General features: G+C 37.9%; 20 protein-coding genes. 6 read left to right on the top strand and 14 right to left on the bottom strand.

From position 1 onward, the window contains the following. The first annotated feature begins 409 nt into the window (after positions 1-409). Positions 410-928, top strand: a complete 519-nt coding sequence (gene dsbB / locus GQR56_RS01905; protein ID WP_166108968.1) for a disulfide bond formation protein DsbB — start codon at positions 410-412, stop codon at positions 926-928. Between the two features lies 1 nt (position 929). Next, positions 930-1,232 carry a DUF6170 family protein gene (locus GQR56_RS01900; RefSeq protein WP_024612005.1) on the top strand — a complete coding sequence of 101 codons (303 nt, stop codon included), beginning with the start codon at positions 930-932 and terminating at the stop codon, positions 1,230-1,232. A gap of 13 nt (positions 1,233-1,245) precedes the next feature. Here the strand turns inward: GQR56_RS01900 and GQR56_RS01895 are convergent, their stop codons facing one another. Beyond that, entirely contained in the window at positions 1,246-1,542 is a 297-nt protein-coding gene (locus GQR56_RS01895; RefSeq protein ID WP_166108967.1) for a ComEA family DNA-binding protein, read from the bottom strand. Between the two features lie 314 nt (positions 1,543-1,856). Between GQR56_RS01895 and GQR56_RS01890 the strand changes: the two genes are divergently transcribed. Then, positions 1,857-2,174, top strand: coding sequence for a YebG family protein (locus GQR56_RS01890; RefSeq protein ID WP_166108966.1), 318 nt, complete (start codon positions 1,857-1,859; stop codon positions 2,172-2,174). Between the two features lie 97 nt (positions 2,175-2,271). On the opposite strand, the gene putP is transcribed toward GQR56_RS01890, so the two are convergent. Continuing rightward, positions 2,272-3,750 (bottom strand): sodium/proline symporter PutP, encoded by a 1,479-nt coding sequence (putP, locus tag GQR56_RS01885; protein WP_024612002.1) that lies wholly within the window; start codon positions 3,748-3,750, stop codon positions 2,272-2,274. A gap of 330 nt (positions 3,751-4,080) precedes the next feature. On the opposite strand from putP, the gene GQR56_RS01880 reads away from it, so the two are divergent. Next, complete coding sequence (locus GQR56_RS01880; protein ID WP_024612001.1) at positions 4,081-5,304, top strand: HDOD domain-containing protein; 1,224 nt, start codon at positions 4,081-4,083, stop codon at positions 5,302-5,304. A 55-nt stretch (positions 5,305-5,359) separates the two neighbouring features. Here GQR56_RS01880 and GQR56_RS01875 read toward each other — a convergent pair whose 3' ends face one another. The 10 genes from GQR56_RS01875 to ccmA are packed head-to-tail and all read right to left on the bottom strand — an operon-like array spanning position 5,360 to position 13,080. Continuing rightward, complete coding sequence (locus tag GQR56_RS01875; RefSeq protein WP_166108965.1) at positions 5,360-6,091, bottom strand: VacJ family lipoprotein; 732 nt, start codon at positions 6,089-6,091, stop codon at positions 5,360-5,362. Positions 6,092-6,100: 9 nt separating this feature from the next. Then, entirely contained in the window at positions 6,101-7,354 is a 1,254-nt protein-coding gene (ccmI, locus tag GQR56_RS01870) for a c-type cytochrome biogenesis protein CcmI (protein ID WP_166108964.1), read from the bottom strand. Beyond that, the gene (locus GQR56_RS01865; protein ID WP_024610529.1) at positions 7,355-7,816 is read right to left on the bottom strand and encodes a cytochrome c-type biogenesis protein; all 462 of its coding nucleotides are present in this window, start codon (positions 7,814-7,816) and stop codon (positions 7,355-7,357) included. Further along, entirely contained in the window at positions 7,816-8,385 is a 570-nt protein-coding gene (locus GQR56_RS01860; RefSeq protein ID WP_024610530.1) for a redoxin family protein, read from the bottom strand. Before GQR56_RS01860 ends, GQR56_RS01865 begins: the two co-directional genes overlap by 1 nt. Beyond that, the gene (locus GQR56_RS01855; protein ID WP_024610531.1) at positions 8,382-10,352 is read right to left on the bottom strand and encodes a heme lyase CcmF/NrfE family subunit; all 1,971 of its coding nucleotides are present in this window, start codon (positions 10,350-10,352) and stop codon (positions 8,382-8,384) included. The genes GQR56_RS01860 and GQR56_RS01855 overlap by 4 nt, the downstream gene beginning before the upstream one ends. A gap of 2 nt (positions 10,353-10,354) precedes the next feature. Beyond that, a complete protein-coding gene (gene ccmE, locus GQR56_RS01850) occupies positions 10,355-10,834 on the bottom strand; it encodes a cytochrome c maturation protein CcmE (protein ID WP_024610532.1) in 480 nt (159 codons plus the stop codon). Beyond that, entirely contained in the window at positions 10,831-11,034 is a 204-nt protein-coding gene (gene ccmD / locus GQR56_RS01845; RefSeq protein ID WP_007377927.1) for a heme exporter protein CcmD, read from the bottom strand. Before ccmD ends, ccmE begins: the two co-directional genes overlap by 4 nt. A 2-nt stretch (positions 11,035-11,036) precedes the next feature. Continuing rightward, positions 11,037-11,774, bottom strand: a complete 738-nt coding sequence (locus GQR56_RS01840) for a heme ABC transporter permease (RefSeq protein WP_024610533.1) — start codon at positions 11,772-11,774, stop codon at positions 11,037-11,039. Continuing rightward, the gene (ccmB, locus tag GQR56_RS01835; RefSeq protein WP_166108963.1) at positions 11,774-12,460 is read right to left on the bottom strand and encodes a heme exporter protein CcmB; all 687 of its coding nucleotides are present in this window, start codon (positions 12,458-12,460) and stop codon (positions 11,774-11,776) included. Before ccmB ends, GQR56_RS01840 begins: the two co-directional genes overlap by 1 nt. After that, positions 12,460-13,080 carry a cytochrome c biogenesis heme-transporting ATPase CcmA gene (gene ccmA / locus GQR56_RS01830; protein WP_166108962.1) on the bottom strand — a complete coding sequence of 207 codons (621 nt, stop codon included), beginning with the start codon at positions 13,078-13,080 and terminating at the stop codon, positions 12,460-12,462. Before ccmA ends, ccmB begins: the two co-directional genes overlap by 1 nt. 113 nt (positions 13,081-13,193) lie before the next feature. Here ccmA and GQR56_RS01825 point away from each other — a divergent pair, with 113 nt between their 5' ends. Both GQR56_RS01825 and GQR56_RS01820 read left to right on the top strand, forming a co-directional pair. Next, positions 13,194-15,332, top strand: a complete 2,139-nt coding sequence (locus tag GQR56_RS01825) for a flagellar hook-length control protein FliK (RefSeq protein ID WP_166108961.1) — start codon at positions 13,194-13,196, stop codon at positions 15,330-15,332. Between the two features lie 2 nt (positions 15,333-15,334). After that, the gene (locus tag GQR56_RS01820) at positions 15,335-15,643 is read left to right on the top strand and encodes an EscU/YscU/HrcU family type III secretion system export apparatus switch protein (RefSeq protein WP_166108960.1); all 309 of its coding nucleotides are present in this window, start codon (positions 15,335-15,337) and stop codon (positions 15,641-15,643) included. Positions 15,644-15,674: 31 nt separating this feature from the next. On the opposite strand, the gene GQR56_RS01815 is transcribed toward GQR56_RS01820, so the two are convergent. Together GQR56_RS01815 and GQR56_RS01810 are read right to left on the bottom strand one after the other, a co-directional pair. Further along, positions 15,675-16,076 (bottom strand): DUF2802 domain-containing protein, encoded by a 402-nt coding sequence (locus tag GQR56_RS01815; protein WP_024610538.1) that lies wholly within the window; start codon positions 16,074-16,076, stop codon positions 15,675-15,677. 18 nt (positions 16,077-16,094) lie between these two features. Continuing rightward, positions 16,095-16,589 carry a chemotaxis protein CheW gene (locus tag GQR56_RS01810; protein WP_024610539.1) on the bottom strand — a complete coding sequence of 165 codons (495 nt, stop codon included), beginning with the start codon at positions 16,587-16,589 and terminating at the stop codon, positions 16,095-16,097. Positions 16,590-16,592: the final 3 nt, after the last annotated feature.

Raw genomic sequence — 16,592 nt, 5'->3', positions numbered from 1 at the left:
TAATCTACAACTCATTGTTTACACGAATAACTGACTGATTGTACCAGACGATGCATAACTAACAAGTAAAGTAAGGTATATTAGTTAAAGCAAATGAACCACTATTTATAATAAATTAATAATTTAAATTAAATCACACCTTTAAATAATATCCGATAGACACATTCACATTGGGTACATTGTTACCATTGACCTTTTTGCTTTCACTTCACTCAAGCTGGGTTTATTTAACAAGCCCAATTTATAAATATAAGTGCTATTTAAAGTATCACTCCGTCACTTCTGAGATAATGATTAATAATCATTATCCCTACTTAAAAAACGACTAAAGTCGCTTTTTTTTCGTTTCCCTTGTGGCTTACTTTATCCTAAGTCATAATCTAACCTCTTATTTGACTGCGGATTTTTTATGAACTGGCTTGCACAACTACCTACGCAACGTACTCCTTGGCTTTTATTTACTGCTATCGTATTTTTGCTTGAAGTAACGGCACTCTTTTTTCAATATAAAATGGGGCTTGCTCCATGCATTATGTGTATCTATCAACGTACAGCTGTACTTGGTTTACTTGGTGCAGGTGTTATTGGCTCAGCTAAACCACAGAGTAAAATAGCAAGAGTGATTGCTTATTTAGTATGGGGAATATCAAGTGGTTGGGGGTACTTAATCGCACGAGAACATATTGATATGCAAACAACAACAGATCCTTTTGCGTTCAGTTGTGAATTTGAACCAAACTTTCCTTCTTTTATGCCATTACACGAATGGATCCCTAGCTTTTTTCAAGCGACGGGTGATTGTGCGAATATTGATTGGCAGTTTGTAGGTTTAAGCATGCCTGCATGGATGGAGATTATATTTGCTTTATTTTCAGTTGTATTAGCCCTACTCATTATTAACCGTTTAATTACGAAGAAGTCGATTTAATATGTTTACTTTTTTTTCTAGCCAACTAGATGAGCTAAAGCATTTAAAAATACGCGAAAGACAAGCCGTTATTGCGCTGTCACTGAGTATGATATCTCCTACCGAGCGCGTGTTATTACGTATAATAAAGCTTGTATTATTAAGTCCGCTATTTCTAATATTTACCTTATTTAAAGGCTGGATAGTTATCCCATTTTTAATACTGGGTGGGTTATGTTATCCACTATTAACAACACCAATTGAAATTAATTTTGCTAAAAAAAACCTAGCTGAAGCATTAAAACAATTTGAACAGGGCGCTTAGCGCCCCTACTCATCTACAATTTTATTTTTCCTTCAAGCTTAGTCATCAGTTTTTTACCAACCCCCTTCACTTGAGCTAAATCATCTACATTGGTAAATTCACCATTTTCTTCTCTGTAATCAATAATTGCTTGCGCCTTTTTTTTACCGATACCTGGAAGCTTAGCCAGCATATTTAAATCTGCGTTATTAATACTTACAGGTTCAAATTGAGGCATTTCTTGGAGAACTTCTGATGACTGTGCAAACGTGACTGTTGCAGGAAATAAACATAACAAACTAACAAATAATAAGCTTTTAAAAATCTTCATTGTGGTTTCCTTATTGTTCTTATCGAACGTTCATTATTTTGCTCAGGAGACATTCAATAAATAAGGAGCTACAAACTCATCACTTAAAGTGTACCTAAACGCATTATCACTAATTTCCGAAATGGTAAAAATGCAGCGGGTACAGCAAGTGATTGCTTAACTAAAGTAAAGTTAGTGTTTTTTGTCAAATTTAAGACACCTAAAAATTAATAAGAGAGACTTGCAAATTACACCACAAACCATTACTGTACATAAAAACAGTAATCTAATGGTTTTCATAAACCACATTGCCACGCAAGCTTGCAGGAGAAATCATGGCTGTTGTTGTTAAATATGTTGTAGAACGAAACGGAGTCGAGCGCATGACGTTTACTACTAAAAAAGAAGCTGATGCCTATGACAAAATGCTCGATATTGCTGAGTCACTTGAGCTAATGTTAGAAAAAGTAGATGTGCCATTAAGCGAGCAACAAATAGAGTCACTTGCTTTAGAAATAGCTAAGAGTAAAGAAGACTTTATGACTATATTGAAAGGTGGCAAAGATCCGGTTGTTACCAAAGCCCCAGCTAAAAATAAAAAAGCAGACAACGCTTCAGCTGCCCAAGATAACGATGAGAAAAAAGTAAGCTAAACCGTGTATTAATATATTAATAAAAAAGGGAGCAACTTAGTTGCTCCCTTTTTTTATTGCTTATAACTCATCAAAAAGAAGAGTCATAACGCGCTACTTAAAGCTCTTTTTCTACTTCATCAAATAAAGTAGTAATATTTTCCTCAGGTGCTTTTGTCGCTAAACTTACGGCTACAATTGCAATACTTGATAAAATAAAGCCTGGTACTATTTCATACATAAAGCTACTTAAACTTTCACCGTTAATAGTAAACGGACCATAAATCCAAATAAGCACTGTAAACGCACCTACTAACATACCAGATAAGGCGCCAGCAAAATTCATACGTTTCCAATAAAGGCTGAACAGCACCAATGGACCGAATGCAGCACCAAAGCCTGCCCATGCATTACTAACTAGGTCTAAGATAGAGCTATTTCTATCGTACGCTAAATAAATTGCAAACAGGGCAACAAATGCAACGCTAATTCGACCAACAGTAACTAATTCAAAGTCGCTAGCATCTTTACGTAAAAATGTTTTATATAGATCTTCAGTCAATGAACTTGAACTTACTAGCAATTGCGATGAGATAGTACTCATAATAGCAGCCAAAATTGCAGCTAATAAAAAGCCGGCAATAAGTGGGTGAAACAATAACTCAGAAAGAATTAAGAAAATCGTTTCAGGATCTTCAACTACAATATTGTTTTCATAAGTATAAGCAGCACCAAATATACCAGTACCAACAGCACCAAGTGCAGCAACAATCATCCATGTCATACCAATACGGCGAGCTTTAGGCATATCCTTAACACTACGTACCGACATAAAACGAACAATGATATGTGGTTGCCCAAAATAACCTAAGCCCCATGCCATTGCAGAAATAATACCTAATGCAGAGCCTGCTCCAATCCAGTTGAGCATATCAGGATTTACACTATGTAGAGTAGATTCCAGGGGTTGCTCAAGCAAAGAGTATGCAACGGTAGGCACTAGAATTAGTGCAATAAACATAATACAACCTTGCACGAAGTCAGTTAAGCTAACCGCTAAAAAACCACCAAACAAAGTATATAAAACAACTACACCTGTTGTAATGTATAAACCCAGTTCATAACTTAGACCAAATGAGCTTTCAAACAATTTTCCGCCGGCTACAACACCTGATGACGTATAAAGAGTAAAGAAAACTATAATCACAACAGCAGATACAACACGTAATAAGTTTGACTTATCATTGAAGCGATTTGAGAAATAATCTGGGATTGTTATAGAGTCATTCGCTTTTTCAGTGTAGACACGTAATCTAGGTGCAACTAATAGATAATTTAACCAAGCACCAATCACTAAACCAATTGCTATCCATACACTACTAAAACCGGTAACAAACATTGCACCTGGCAAGCCCATTAGAATCCAACCACTCATGTCTGATGCACCAGCTGAAAGAGCTGCAACACTTGGTGATAAGTTTCGCCCACCTAACATATAACCTGAGACGTCACTTGTAGATTGCTTATATGCATATAGTCCTATACCAAGCATCACTACAAAGTATAACGCCAGTGAAATAATCATTCCTGTTTCCAAATTAGCCTCCGCATAATTATTAATAACAGGCTCTTGATCCGAATATTGACTCTTAAAATATTATAATAAAGACACTATTAGGATAAAAACCATTCTCGAAGACTATATCATGCTTAATATGGAAATCCCCAACTTGTTACTTTTTCTTGATTCAAAAACACCCATCTTGAATGTTTTTAGAACAAAATGGTAAGAAAAACTAAAAAAACAAATAAACCCTTTAATTTGTAATGATTATTTATTAAAAGTATCAATATACATAATGCTATTTTGAATGTTTTCCAATATATTATTACAATTGTTACTGATTTTAACTATACGGAATTGTTTATGTATTTTTATGCCGCACGCCAACCAATTTTAAATCGCGATAAAGAACTAATTGGTTATGAACTTTTGTTTCGTGATGGCGTAGATAACGTGTTCCCCGATATAGACGGAGACGAAGCAACAACGCGTTTAATTGAAGGTAGCCAGTTTAATTTTGGACTAGAAGATTTAACAGATAATAAACCTGCGTATATAAACTTCACTTTAGAGACCCTACTAAAGGGTTACCCAACTTTGTTGGGTAAAGACACCATTGTTGTTGAAATACTTGAAACAATTCAACCAGGTAAGCGTCTGTTAGCTATTGTTAAAGACTTAAAAGATAAAGGTTATACGATAGCTTTAGATGATTACATTCATCAGCCAGTTTGGCGTCACTTTTACCCGTTCGTAGATATTATTAAAATCGATTTTTTAGCATGTGACACCGATACTATTAAAAGTGTTATTAATGATTTAAAAGCGCATCCGCATATTAAATTACTTGCTGAAAAAGTAGAAACGTATGAAATGTATAGCTTGGCATTAGATCTCGGTTTTGATTATTTCCAAGGTTTTTTCTTTTCAAAGCCAGAAATGGTGCAAAGTAAGGCATTACCGCCATCAGAAATGGCATTAGCTGAATTACTTTATGAAACTTCAAGCGTTGAAATAGATCTGAAAAAGATCACAGATGTATTCGAGCGCGATGTAAATTTATCATACAAACTATTGCGTTACTCAAACTCAGCTGCATTTGCTCGACGTGCTGAAATTAGTACTATTAAGCAAGCGCTTATTGTACTTGGTGAGAATGAAATTAAAAAATTACTCTCTTTGTTATTTGCAGCACAAGTATCTGCAGATAAGCCAGTAGAGCTCATCAGATTATCACTTACTCGTGCTCGTTTTGGCGAATTACTCGCTATATCGCATGGTAAATTTAAAGATACTGGCATGGCGTTTTTAACCGGCATGATGTCGCTAATGGATGCTATTTTAGATGAAAGCATGGAAAGCGTAATGAAAAAGCTACCGCTCTCTAGCGAAATAAAAATGGCACTACTTAAAGACGAAGGCTTACTCGCTAAATATTTAAATTTAGTTAAATACTACGAACAAGCAAACTGGTCTGCTGCAAACGAAATAACCAAAGAGCTTAACCTAGGGGATAAAGTACCTGATGCTTATCATGAAGCTCTAGGCTGGGTTAATGAGCAAATGCAGTTAATGGTTAGAGAATAAACGACTAAAAATGAAAAATGCCAGCAGTTGCTGGCATTTTTTTTGCTAAATTTAATTATAAACTTTCTAAAAAGTCTTCATCAAAATCTGCAGGCTCTTCTTTAATTGGCGGGTTACCATCATACAGCTCGTATATTTGACGCTGAAAGTAGATATCTTTTACAAATAAATATGGGTCAAGTGAATCATTTAATAGCCCTTCTTGAGGTATTAATGATGCACGAGCTTCTACCGCTTTTAAAACAAATACTAAAATAGTTTGTGGTGTAGTAAGGGCTATATCAGGCAGTACAAATCCATCAACTACATCGCCGGTTAAGTTACGTGCTGTACTTGGTCCCATGGCTGGGAGCATCAAATAAGCGCCGTCACCCACGCCCCATACACCTAACGTTTGTCCAAAGTCTTCATCTACAACTTCAAGACCTAATGAACTTGCAACATCAAAAAGACCAAAAATACCAACAGTAGAGTTAACTAAAAAACGGGCAAGGCTAACACTTGCATTACCTGCTTTACCTTGTAAACCCGCATTTATCATATCTACTGGAGCAGTAATATTATCGGTAAAATGTACAACACTTCGTCGAACAGGTGCTGGAGTTACTGTTATATAACCGACTGCGGCTGGACGTAGTATATATGCATCCAATACATCCATATTAAAGTCGTATAACGGACGATTAATACTTTGCAGTGGATCCCTTTCGTCTACTTTGCTTTGAGGTACTTGAGCACAACCGGCTAGCACCAATAAGCATAAAAAAGTAAAACTATGTTTTAACATATAAAGTCCTTAAGGTATTAATGTATCAATTTGAAGTTTGTAGTCACTTACACTTTCACGTTTTAATGATTTTGAATGACCTTCTAGCTCACCAGAACTTGGCATAACAGAATCATCTATAGAAATACGCGCCGATATAACAATATTTTCTGCACTAGATAAGTTAAGCCCTGCAACCATTGCACTACTATCACTTAATTCGACAGTAATGGGAAATGAATATTTAGCTAACTTAACTGCAGCCAACGGCATTGGTGAACCACTTGCTGCTTTTGCAAATATAAACAAAATACCGTCTTTTGGTTGTTTATCAATAAGCTCTTTTGCAATGTCGACTGTAACTGCAATAGCACCCGTATTATTTGTAACTGGCATAACAGAGCCTTCCGTTTGCATTTGCTGCTCAATATCAGTAATACGCTCGGAGATCATGCTATAACGAGAATCACTTTTTTCCATACTCGCAAGTAAAACTTCAAATGCAGCTTTGGCTTGAGGCCAATCTTTACGTTCATAAGCAATTAGTGCTAATAACGAAATTGCATCTAAATTGGTAGGCTCAACTTTTAATACTTTTGAAAGCATACCTGCCGCACGGGTCATATTAGCTTCGCTGCCTTCTAGTAATAAAACTTGGCTATAACTAATAAGTACCTGCATATTATCAGGGTTCATACGCAGTGCTTTATCAAATGACTGCTGCGCCATGTCAAATTCATTAAGCGACATAGCAACTCGACCCAGTAGCATCCAAGCAACTTCATCATCGCCTGAGCGGCTAAGTTTTGTACGAAGCGCCAGTGCAAAAGCCTGCAGTTCATTTTGGCTAAGCGGCTCGCCTTTTTGCATTACAGCACGCTCGCCATAATCAGCTAAATTATCCATGGCATCATGCCAAGCTGAAATTTGCTGTTGACTACCCGTTAAGCCATAAAAAACACCAGTTAAAGCAAGAACAAACGCGCCACCTGTCAAAGCAAAAATACGGTTATTACCTTTGCTATTAAGTGACTTTTCTGGTGATAGCTCGTTCAATAAACGGCGTTTTAATTCAATAATTGATTCTGCATGATTTACGGTATCAATACGCTGATTATCTAAATCAGTTTGTAAATCAACTAAACGCTGCTCATAAATACTAATTAGCTCCGCATTGGCATTATGAGTGATTGTTTTAACGTGCTCTTTTTTTAAAAAAGGCAACATAACAAAACCAAGAGCAACAAGTGTGAGTAAAGCAAAACATGCCCACATTAAAATCATTTAACTTTGCTCCTGACGTTTATTTTGTTCAATTAACTTGGCTAGCAGCATCTCGTCGTCGCTGCTCCACGTTTGCTTTACTGATGCTTTTCGCTGGCGAATAACAATAAAGCCAAAGCCGACTATTACAATTAGCACAGGCAACACCCAAAGTACTAAAGTTGCAGGTGTAACCGGTGGATCGTAATGAACAAAATAGCCAAAGCGGTCAATCATGTAGTCAATCACTTCGTCTTTGCTCTTACCCTCTTTAACCAATGCGAGTACTTTATCGCGTAAATCTTTGGCAACAACAGCGTCGGAGTCAGCAATGTTTTGATTTTGACACTTAGGGCAACGCAACTCTTTAGTTAGCTCTTCAAACAGTATTGCTTGTTCGTTATTATCAAATTGATAGCGATCTTGTTCTGCAAATGCACCTATGCTTACAAAAAGACTAAGAGTAAGTAGTAACCACTTCATTATTTAAGCTCCTGCATAATTGGCGCAAATTTAGCTCGCCATACTCGCGGGTTTATATCACCCGTGTGATGCAACAAAATAGTGCCGTTTTTATCGACTAAAAATGTTTCAGGCGCACCCGAAACACCTAAATCCAACGACAAAGTACGGTGTAAATCTAATATATTAAATTGATATGGGTCACCTGCACGTTGCAGCATATCGGTCACTTCTGTGCGAAGTGATTGCATATTAAATGGACCATCAAAGTCAGCGTCGTAACCTTGTACGTAATAAAGCCCAATAATTTTAACGCCTTGCTCACGCAACTTAGTTAAATAGCCAAGCTCAACTAAACATGTTGGGCACCAAGTACCCCACACATTTAGTAAGTAAACCTCACCTTTTAACGACTCGTTAGTCCATTGTTTATTGTCTTGCATTAAATCTGGTAGATTAAATGCTGGCATTTCTTGGCCTAACCGCCCCGTTTGAATTTCACGAGGGTTAGCAAAAAGGCCTTGGTATAAAAATACACATACAAAAGCAAACACTAAAAGCGGCGCAATAGCTAAAATTTTACGGTTCATAAAACACTCTCCGACGCAGCCTTACGAGCTGTTTTAGCTGATGTACGGTAGCGTTTATCAAATAAAATCATAAACCCTGCGAGGGAAATAAGCACACCGCCAATCCACATCCAACGAACAAACGGTTTATGATAAATGCGAAGTGACCACGCACCTTGACTCAACTGTTCACCTAACGCTAAGTATAAATCACGTGTAAAGCCTGCATCGATTGCTGCCTCGGTCATAAATTGCATACCGATATCATACTTACGTTTTTCGGCGTGTAAGCGTGTTACTAGCTCATTGTTTTTAAGTACCGATACAACACCAGCATGACCGCTGTAGTTTGGTCCGCGAATAGTTTTAACACCATCAAAGCGGTATTCATACTCGTTAAGCTGAACTGTGTCGCCTTGCTTCATCGATACGTCACGCTCAACTGAATATGCAGATGTAAGCGTTACACCCGCAATAACAAACGAAATACCAATATGCCCAAGCACCATAGCCCAGTAACTTACACCTAAGCGTTTTAAACCTTCTTTTAAGGTGCCGTGTACAGCTGATTTAGTGTAAATATCAATCCCTGTTGATATTGCAATCCAAACTGCAAGCGTTGTAGCTAATAGCGTAAGTGGTTTTACTAAGTCGTAACTTGAAAACAACCAAGCACAGGTAATAACAACACTGGCTAATACGCCCATTAATATTTTGTTTTGTAAAAAAGCCCACTTATTTTGCTTCCAGCGTAAAAATGGTCCTATTCCCATCAAAATAGCAAACGGGACTAAAATTATTGCAAACATCTTATTAAAAAATGGTTCGCCAATAGAAATACTGCCCAAGCCCATTTCTTTATGAACCATAGGTAATAACGTACCAAGTAATACAATTAATGTAGCAACCACTAAAAATATATTATTGAGCCATAATGCCACTTCGCGTGATACAAATTTGTATCGACCTTCACTATGTACTTGCGATACACGCAGCGCGTATAACGTCAAACCACCACCAACAACAATACCTAAAAAGGCGAGTATAAATAAGCCACGATCAGGGTCTGTAGCAAAAGCATGCACCGATACAATAATACCTGAGCGCACAATAAAGGTGCCTAATAAGCTTAACGAAAACGCTGCTATCGCTAATAATACAGTCCACGATTTAAATACACCGCGCTTTTCAGTTACGCTTAATGAGTGCAGTAATGCGGTTGCCACAAGCCATGGCATTAATGATGCGTTTTCTACTGGATCCCAAAACCACCAGCCGCCCCAGCCAAGCTCTGAATACGCCCACCAGCTACCTATTGTTATTCCAAGAGTTAAAAAGCCCCATGCAGTCATTGTCCACGGACGTGACCATTTAGCCCATGTGTTATCAAGCTTGCCGGTTAACAACGCAGCAATAGCAAAAGAGAAAGCAACTGATAGCCCTACATAACCCATGTACAGTAATGGCGGGTGAATAATCATACCCGGATCTTGAAGTAACGGATTTAAATCACGCCCTTCTACCGGAAAATAAGGAAGTAGGCGCTCAAACGGGCTTGAAAGTAGCAAGGTGTACATCATAAAACCCACACCTAAAAAGCCAAGCACACCTAACACGCGAGCACGTAACACCCAAGGCAATGATTTAGAACGCGCAGCTACAACTGCAGTCCAACCGGCTTGCATTACTAACCATAATAAAATGGCTCCCTCATGACCGCCCCACGTAGAGGTGATTTTATAATACCAAGGCAACGTACTACTTGAGTGATACGCCACGTACGACACGGTAAAATCATCCGTTACACTGGCATAAATAAGTGCTGCAAAAGAGATTAATACAAAAGCGAATTGCCCTATTGCTAAAGATGGAGCCGCACGCATTAATCGAAGATTACCGGTATGCGCTCCCCAAAGAGGAAAAATACACAGTAAAACGCTTAGCACCATGGCAAGCGTTAAAGAAAAATAACCAATTTCTGGGATCATAGCTAATTACCACTATCTAAGTTGTATTTTGGTTTTTCGTGCTTAATACCTTTAACTGCCTCGGCAACTTCTGCTGGCATATATTCTTCGTCATGCTTTGCAAGGACTTCAAAGGCTTCAATTACATTAGGTTCTATTAATACGCCTTGCGCTACAATACCCTGCCCCTCACGAAATAAATCTGGCAATATACCTTGATAACGCACGGTCACTAATGGACCTGTATCAATTAGCTTAAAGCTTACTTGTAAGCTTTGTTCATTACGCTTAACGGTGCCTGGTACAACCATGCCGCCAATACGTAGCTTTTGCCCAATAAATGGTTTTTCTTTATTTGGACCTTTGCCATCAATAAGCTCGCTTGGCGTATAAAAAAGGTTAATATTTTCTTGGAGTGCATAAAGCACTAAACCAATTGAACCACCAATACCAAACAGTACGGCAATAATTACCAATAGGCGCTTTTTACGTCTTGGATTCATGATACTTGTTCCTGTTTAGCTTTTTTAATTCGCGCTTCACGTATTATTTGTTGCTCTACTGAAGCCATAATACGTTTAGTATCTCTTAAAGAACTTACTAAAATACCGAGTAAAATAAGTGCGCATGTACCAAAAGAAAGCCAGATATAAAACCCGTAGCCTCCCATTGCAATAAAATCAGAAAAAGAGTCGAACTGCATAATTACCCCTTATTTAACAACAAACGCACCCACGGTCGGTGCTTTTCGCGTTGCAAAATTTCATTTTTAAGACGAATTAAAGTCACTGTTCCTACAAAAGCAGCAAAGGCTAAAATATTAACCATAAGAGGCCAAAACATACTTGGGTCTATTGCTTTGGTGTCTAGTTTTGTAATGCTTGCACCTTGGTGTAGCGTATTCCACCACTCAACTGAGTAATGAATAATAGGTAAGTTGATTACGCCCACAATCGCTAAAATAGAAGCCGCACGCCCTGCTGACTTCTTATCTTCAAATGCATGGTAAAGCGAAAGCACGCCAAGATATAAAAATAGTAAAATAAGTTCAGACGTTAAACGCGCATCCCATACCCACCAAGCACCCCACATAGGTTTACCCCAAGCAGCGCCAGTAATTAGCGCTATAGCAGTAATACATGCACCAACAGGCGCAATAGCAATAACGGCAAGTTCGGCATTTCGCAGTTGCCATACAAGTGCAACAATGGCGGCAATTGCCATTGAGGAGTAAGCGCCCATAGATAAAATGGCGGAAGGAACATGAATAAAAATGATACGGTAGCTGTCTTTTTGTTGGTAATCGGCAGGTGCAAAACCAAGCCCCCATACCCATCCAACAATCATACTAACTACGGTAACTACGGCAAAATAAGGCAGTAACGTATTGCATAACTGGTATGCACGCTCTGCTTTAGCATAGGGATGTAACCACTTCCACATTAACTTACACTCACTTTTAAAGCTGACGATATGGCAATTGGTGCGCTAATAATAGCAAGAAGTAACATTGCACCAAGGATGGCAAGCTGCCCACTATAATCCAGCAACATTGTACTGGTATCGATAGCCGACGTTGCAAAAATCAAAACAGGAATATACAAAGGCAGTACGAGTAAACTCATCAAAATACCCCCTTTTTGTAGCCCCACAGTAAGCCCAGCACCAATTGCGCCAATAAAGCTCAATAGTGGTGTGCCTAATAATAATGTTAAAACGGTCGCTGTTAGTGCCGTACTTTCTAGGTTTAATAACAACGCAAATAACGGAGTCATTAATACAAGCGGTAAACCTGTTACTACCCAGTGTGCAGCCACTTTAGCGAGTACAGTTAACGATAACGGGTAAGACGACGCAATTAACTGCTCTAATGAGCCATCGTTAAAATCATCTCTAAACAGCTTATCTAAACCCAACATGGTAGAGAGTAATGCGGCAACCCAAATAATTCCCGGCGCCATTCTCGCCAGTAGACCGGGCTCAGGTCCAATTGCTAACGGAAATAATGAAATTACAATTAAGAAGAATAAAATAGGGTTTACAATTTCGGCGCGCTGACGAAACGCAAGTTTTACATCTTTGGTAAATACCGCACTAAATAGCAACCAATAAGAGTGTTGACGAGTCATTAGTGGCGGTACTCCAATGTAACCGTTTGTAAGTTACTAAAGTGGGTCGTTAAATCTTGGTGGGTCGTTAACAAAATAGCTCCACCGTTTAATAAATGCTCGGTAAATCGCTGCTGTAAAAAGGCAACACCGCTTTTATCTAGCGCAGTAAATGGCTCATCAAGTACCCATAATTTAGCATCACTTAACCAAAGCCTTACCAAAGCTACACGTCGTTGTTGTCCAGCAGACAACATTCTAACGGGTACATCTTCAAGTCCAACAAGACCAATTTGAGCTAAAATAGGGTATAAATCAGGCTCGTTTATGTAGCCATTTATGTGTAACCAATGGCGAACATTCTCAACTGCGCTTAGCTGAGTATTTACACCTGTTTTATGACCTATAAAAAGCAGCTCTCTGGCATACTCTTCATAGTACTTAGATATGGGTTGCTCTTGAAATAAAACAGCCCCTTCATCAGGCACAGAAAAGCCAGCGATAATACGCAACAGCGATGTTTTACCAGCCCCATTTGGACCCGCTAATTGCATGATTTGACCGCTATTAAGGCTAAAATTAAGATCCGCAAACAAACAACGATCTTGCTTGATGCAGGTGACGGACTTAATGTGTAACAAGATGACGATTCTCTCTGCCAAAAATTAGGCGTTAGTCTACCATAATGATAGGGTAATACGAATATTGCTTTAAAATCGATTCACTTAAAATAGAGAAAACTTGATTTAAAATAATGAATACGCCAACGCAAATAACATTATCTAATTCATTGGTTATCAATCAATCGACTAACCCTCAAACCAATGAGTTATCGCAATTACCTAATGAGGTACTTGCGGCTAAAAACATTCAATTTTCGAAAGACTCAGTTACGCTTGATGTATTTATTGATAAGCATTGGCAAACATTAAGGCTTGGCACTACAAACGCCCCTCAAAACTTACAAAAAATAGCCAGTGCTAACATACAGCTCAACCCAGATGGCAAACAACTCAATATTACGCCAAACAGTACAACTATTACTTTAAACAAGCCGGCTCAATTACAGCGTTTACTAAATTATGTTAACACGGGTACTGAGGTACAAAGCAAACCAATGGATGTACAAGTAGTTATGTCCCCTACCCCAAAATTAGTCATTGATAAACTCAACGCCAGTATTGCGATAAACAAAGAGGTAGCCCAACTGCTTGTAACCGAGCAGCCTTTAAAAGTAGTTGTTAGCACTACTAACAAAGGCACACAGCTTAATGTAATCAATCGCTTTGCTGATACGGTTCATACACAACCGCTTAGTCAAACTAAACTTACCAAATTGCTTGTGGCTTTATTACCAAACGCACAACTACAAGCAACCCCTAAACTGGCTATTTTAACTCATGCACAAAAGTCAGGATCGTTTACAACGCCGATTACTAATCAACAGGTTACTGAACTACCTAATACACCTATTAAAATAAACTTAGTGAATCAGGCAGATAAGTTATTAATTAAAACCGAAACTGATAATATAAAAGTGACGCTTAATAACTCATTTTCTAAACCGTTTAACGAGTTACTTTTAGCTCAAAAAAGCAATGCCTCTGAAATACCTTTTTCTGCGTCCACTATCAAAGCAAGCCCACTGCTTACGTCTGATAGCCCAATAAAGTCGTGGATTCAAAATAGCTTTAGTGATTTTAAAACCAGAATTAATGATGCTGTTAAGTATTTTGAAAATAAGCCTTTTGCAACAGAGTTAAAACAACAAGCAATTAATCAAAAAGTAAATATTACTCAAAATATAAATACGATAATTACCGACACTGAAAGTAAATCATCTAACTTATTAAATGGCTTTTCTAAAGACTTAACTCAACTCCCTCCTTTGGTACAGCTAACTCAACTTATAAAGGCTAGTGCTAATGCATGGCAAACAGTACCTGAAAATATTTCTCGCAATCAAATACCACTACCAATAGAAGAAAAGTTACTTTCACCTCTGTTAAAGCAATTTAGTGCAGTAACGTCTACCCAAACGATCATTAATAACAAGTCACTTTTGAGTAGTCAAATAACCGACATAACAAATAAAGCAGTAAAGGATACACCCGATTTAACGCGCCTCATTAATCAGGCATTTAATCGTATGGTATCAAGTAGTAATACACACCCTACTACCATGCAGCGTGAAATACTTGCTGCAATACAGCCCTCACAACTGACTAATGACACCTTACAAAGTAGTTTTACTAAAGGCTTAGAGCAGATTGCTGTAAGTATTTTAGCTGCACCAATTATTAATCAATCGATCTCCCCTATTAGCTTAAATAATCACACTGGTGTAGATGCATTACTTCAAGTCTTAATGCCCACATTTAAAACAGGAAATACAACAGCAAAGCTACTTGAACAGTTACAACAACCTCAAATTCAAGCACTTGCAGGCGAACTAATTCAAGTTAAAAGCACATTAACTCAAATCCAAATTACAACACCTAATCAACAGCCTGATTCAAATCCTTTAGTACAATTTTTACTACCAATGAAATTGCCACCAGAAGCAGCCCAAACAGAAATAACTTTAGGGCAATATAAAAAGCAAAGTGTAGATAAATTAGAAGATAAAAATGTGTGGTTTGTAAGGTTAAACTTCGATTATGCTGAACTAGGTCAACTCCAAATCACTGCTGAATTAATGGATAAAGCACTTGATTGTCAGCTATTAGCATCAAGCCAAGAGGTAAGTGCAATTGCTCACCCTCACCTAGATAACTTAAGATCAAAACTAGCTAAACATGGCTTACAAGTTGGCGAGCTTAATTTAAAACGAGGCGATGCAGGCAATCAGGCATTTTATAAATCACACGCAATTATTAATATTAAGGTTTAACTATGAGTGATATATCAACAAATAAATCAGCCATTGGACTTTTATATGAAGCAGGTAACACCCCCACTGTAAGTGTGAAAGGTTTTGGTAAATTAGCTGACGAAATAATAGCTGCGGCCAAGAAAAAAGGCATTATGATCCACGAAGATGCAGCGCTTGCTAAAACGTTATCGCATTTAGAGTTAGGGGAAGAAATTCCAAAAGAACTTTATTATGTAATTGCAGAACTTATTGCGTTTTCGTATGTATTAAGAGGTCAATTTCCACCTGGTTGGAAGGACTTCCAAGGAAAGTTAAATATTAAAGCATGAGTTTAGTTATAAATTTATAACTAAAAAGGCGCTAAGCGCCTTTTTGTTTATGTAATGAAAACAGTAATTCGGCTTCTGCTCTAGGTAATTCACACTCACGAATCACTTCATCTAAATCAGCGCCTAACCCTACCATTTTTACAGCTCGAGAATAAATTTTAGCGTCAGGGTCATCGTACTTTTGAGCCGCTTGTTGTTGAACTAGGTCTTGGTTTTGTTGTTCAACTTCAAGTACGCGTTTGCCTATACTTAAAAGGCCTGTGCGTAACTCTGAAATCTCACTTCTCAAAATATGTGTTTGCTCTGAAGTGTCTTTAAGTTGCTGCATGACAGAGGCAAGCTCATTAGCTTGTTTGTTTTTTAATGCAACAATTAGCGCCAGCGATATAAACCCGACAGCTAACGCTGCTATTGCGATACTAAGTAACAGCATAATTTTTAATAATTAAGCTTATAAATCGCTTAACTCATCCCATTCATCATCGCTGAGTAACTTGTTTAAATCGACTAAAATAAGCAACTCATTCTCGCGATTACAAACACCTTGAATAAACTTAGCACTTTCTTCAGTACCAACGTTTGGTGCACTGTCTATTTCCGAACTACGTAAATAAACAACTTCAGATACACTGTCTGCTAAAATACCAATAACTTGCTCTTCAGCCTCAATTATTAGAATACGAGAATTATCAGTAGCGTCAGTAGCATCTAAACCAAAACGCGCACGTGTATCAATAACGGTTACTACGTTGCCACGTAAGTTAATAATGCCAATCACGTAAGACGGCGCGCCCGGCACAGCCGCAATTTCGGTGTAACGTAATATTTCTTGTACTTGCATTACGTTTACGCCATAAGTTTCTTCTTCTAGCTTAAACGTAACCCATTGTAATATTTCATCGTTATCTGCATTTTTGTTCGCTGACAGTAATTTTTCTTGATTCATGCT

Origin of the sequence: Pseudoalteromonas sp. Z9A5, from assembly GCF_011378875.1 — a bacterium.
Taxonomy (GTDB): Bacteria; Pseudomonadota; Gammaproteobacteria; order Enterobacterales; family Alteromonadaceae; genus Pseudoalteromonas.
The sequence above is the reverse complement of the archived record's forward strand: the minus strand, read 5'-3'. Positions and strand labels throughout refer to the sequence as shown.

Bases quoted from the DNA above. Each gene is read 5' to 3' on its own strand.
- dsbB (WP_166108968.1), top strand. From the start codon at position 410: ATGAACTGGCTTGCACAACTACCTACGCAACGTACTCCTTGGCTTTTA.
- GQR56_RS01900 (WP_024612005.1), top strand. From the start codon at position 930: ATGTTTACTTTTTTTTCTAGCCAACTAGATGAGCTAAAGCATTTAAAA.
- GQR56_RS01895 (WP_166108967.1), bottom strand. From the start codon at position 1,542: ATGAAGATTTTTAAAAGCTTATTATTTGTTAGTTTGTTATGTTTATTT.
- GQR56_RS01890 (WP_166108966.1), top strand. From the start codon at position 1,857: ATGGCTGTTGTTGTTAAATATGTTGTAGAACGAAACGGAGTCGAGCGC.
- GQR56_RS01880 (WP_024612001.1), top strand. From the start codon at position 4,081: ATGTATTTTTATGCCGCACGCCAACCAATTTTAAATCGCGATAAAGAA.
- GQR56_RS01875 (WP_166108965.1), bottom strand. From the start codon at position 6,091: ATGTTAAAACATAGTTTTACTTTTTTATGCTTATTGGTGCTAGCCGGT.
- ccmI (WP_166108964.1), bottom strand. From the start codon at position 7,354: ATGATTTTAATGTGGGCATGTTTTGCTTTACTCACACTTGTTGCTCTT.
- GQR56_RS01865 (WP_024610529.1), bottom strand. From the start codon at position 7,816: ATGAAGTGGTTACTACTTACTCTTAGTCTTTTTGTAAGCATAGGTGCA.
- GQR56_RS01860 (WP_024610530.1), bottom strand. From the start codon at position 8,385: ATGAACCGTAAAATTTTAGCTATTGCGCCGCTTTTAGTGTTTGCTTTT.
- GQR56_RS01855 (WP_024610531.1), bottom strand. From the start codon at position 10,352: ATGATCCCAGAAATTGGTTATTTTTCTTTAACGCTTGCCATGGTGCTA.
- ccmE (WP_024610532.1), bottom strand. From the start codon at position 10,834: ATGAATCCAAGACGTAAAAAGCGCCTATTGGTAATTATTGCCGTACTG.
- ccmD (WP_007377927.1), bottom strand. From the start codon at position 11,034: ATGCAGTTCGACTCTTTTTCTGATTTTATTGCAATGGGAGGCTACGGG.
- GQR56_RS01840 (WP_024610533.1), bottom strand. From the start codon at position 11,774: ATGTGGAAGTGGTTACATCCCTATGCTAAAGCAGAGCGTGCATACCAG.
- ccmB (WP_166108963.1), bottom strand. From the start codon at position 12,460: ATGACTCGTCAACACTCTTATTGGTTGCTATTTAGTGCGGTATTTACC.
- GQR56_RS01825 (WP_166108961.1), top strand. From the start codon at position 13,194: ATGAATACGCCAACGCAAATAACATTATCTAATTCATTGGTTATCAAT.
- GQR56_RS01820 (WP_166108960.1), top strand. From the start codon at position 15,335: ATGAGTGATATATCAACAAATAAATCAGCCATTGGACTTTTATATGAA.
- GQR56_RS01815 (WP_024610538.1), bottom strand. From the start codon at position 16,076: ATGCTGTTACTTAGTATCGCAATAGCAGCGTTAGCTGTCGGGTTTATA.
- GQR56_RS01810 (WP_024610539.1), bottom strand. From the start codon at position 16,589: ATGAATCAAGAAAAATTACTGTCAGCGAACAAAAATGCAGATAACGAT.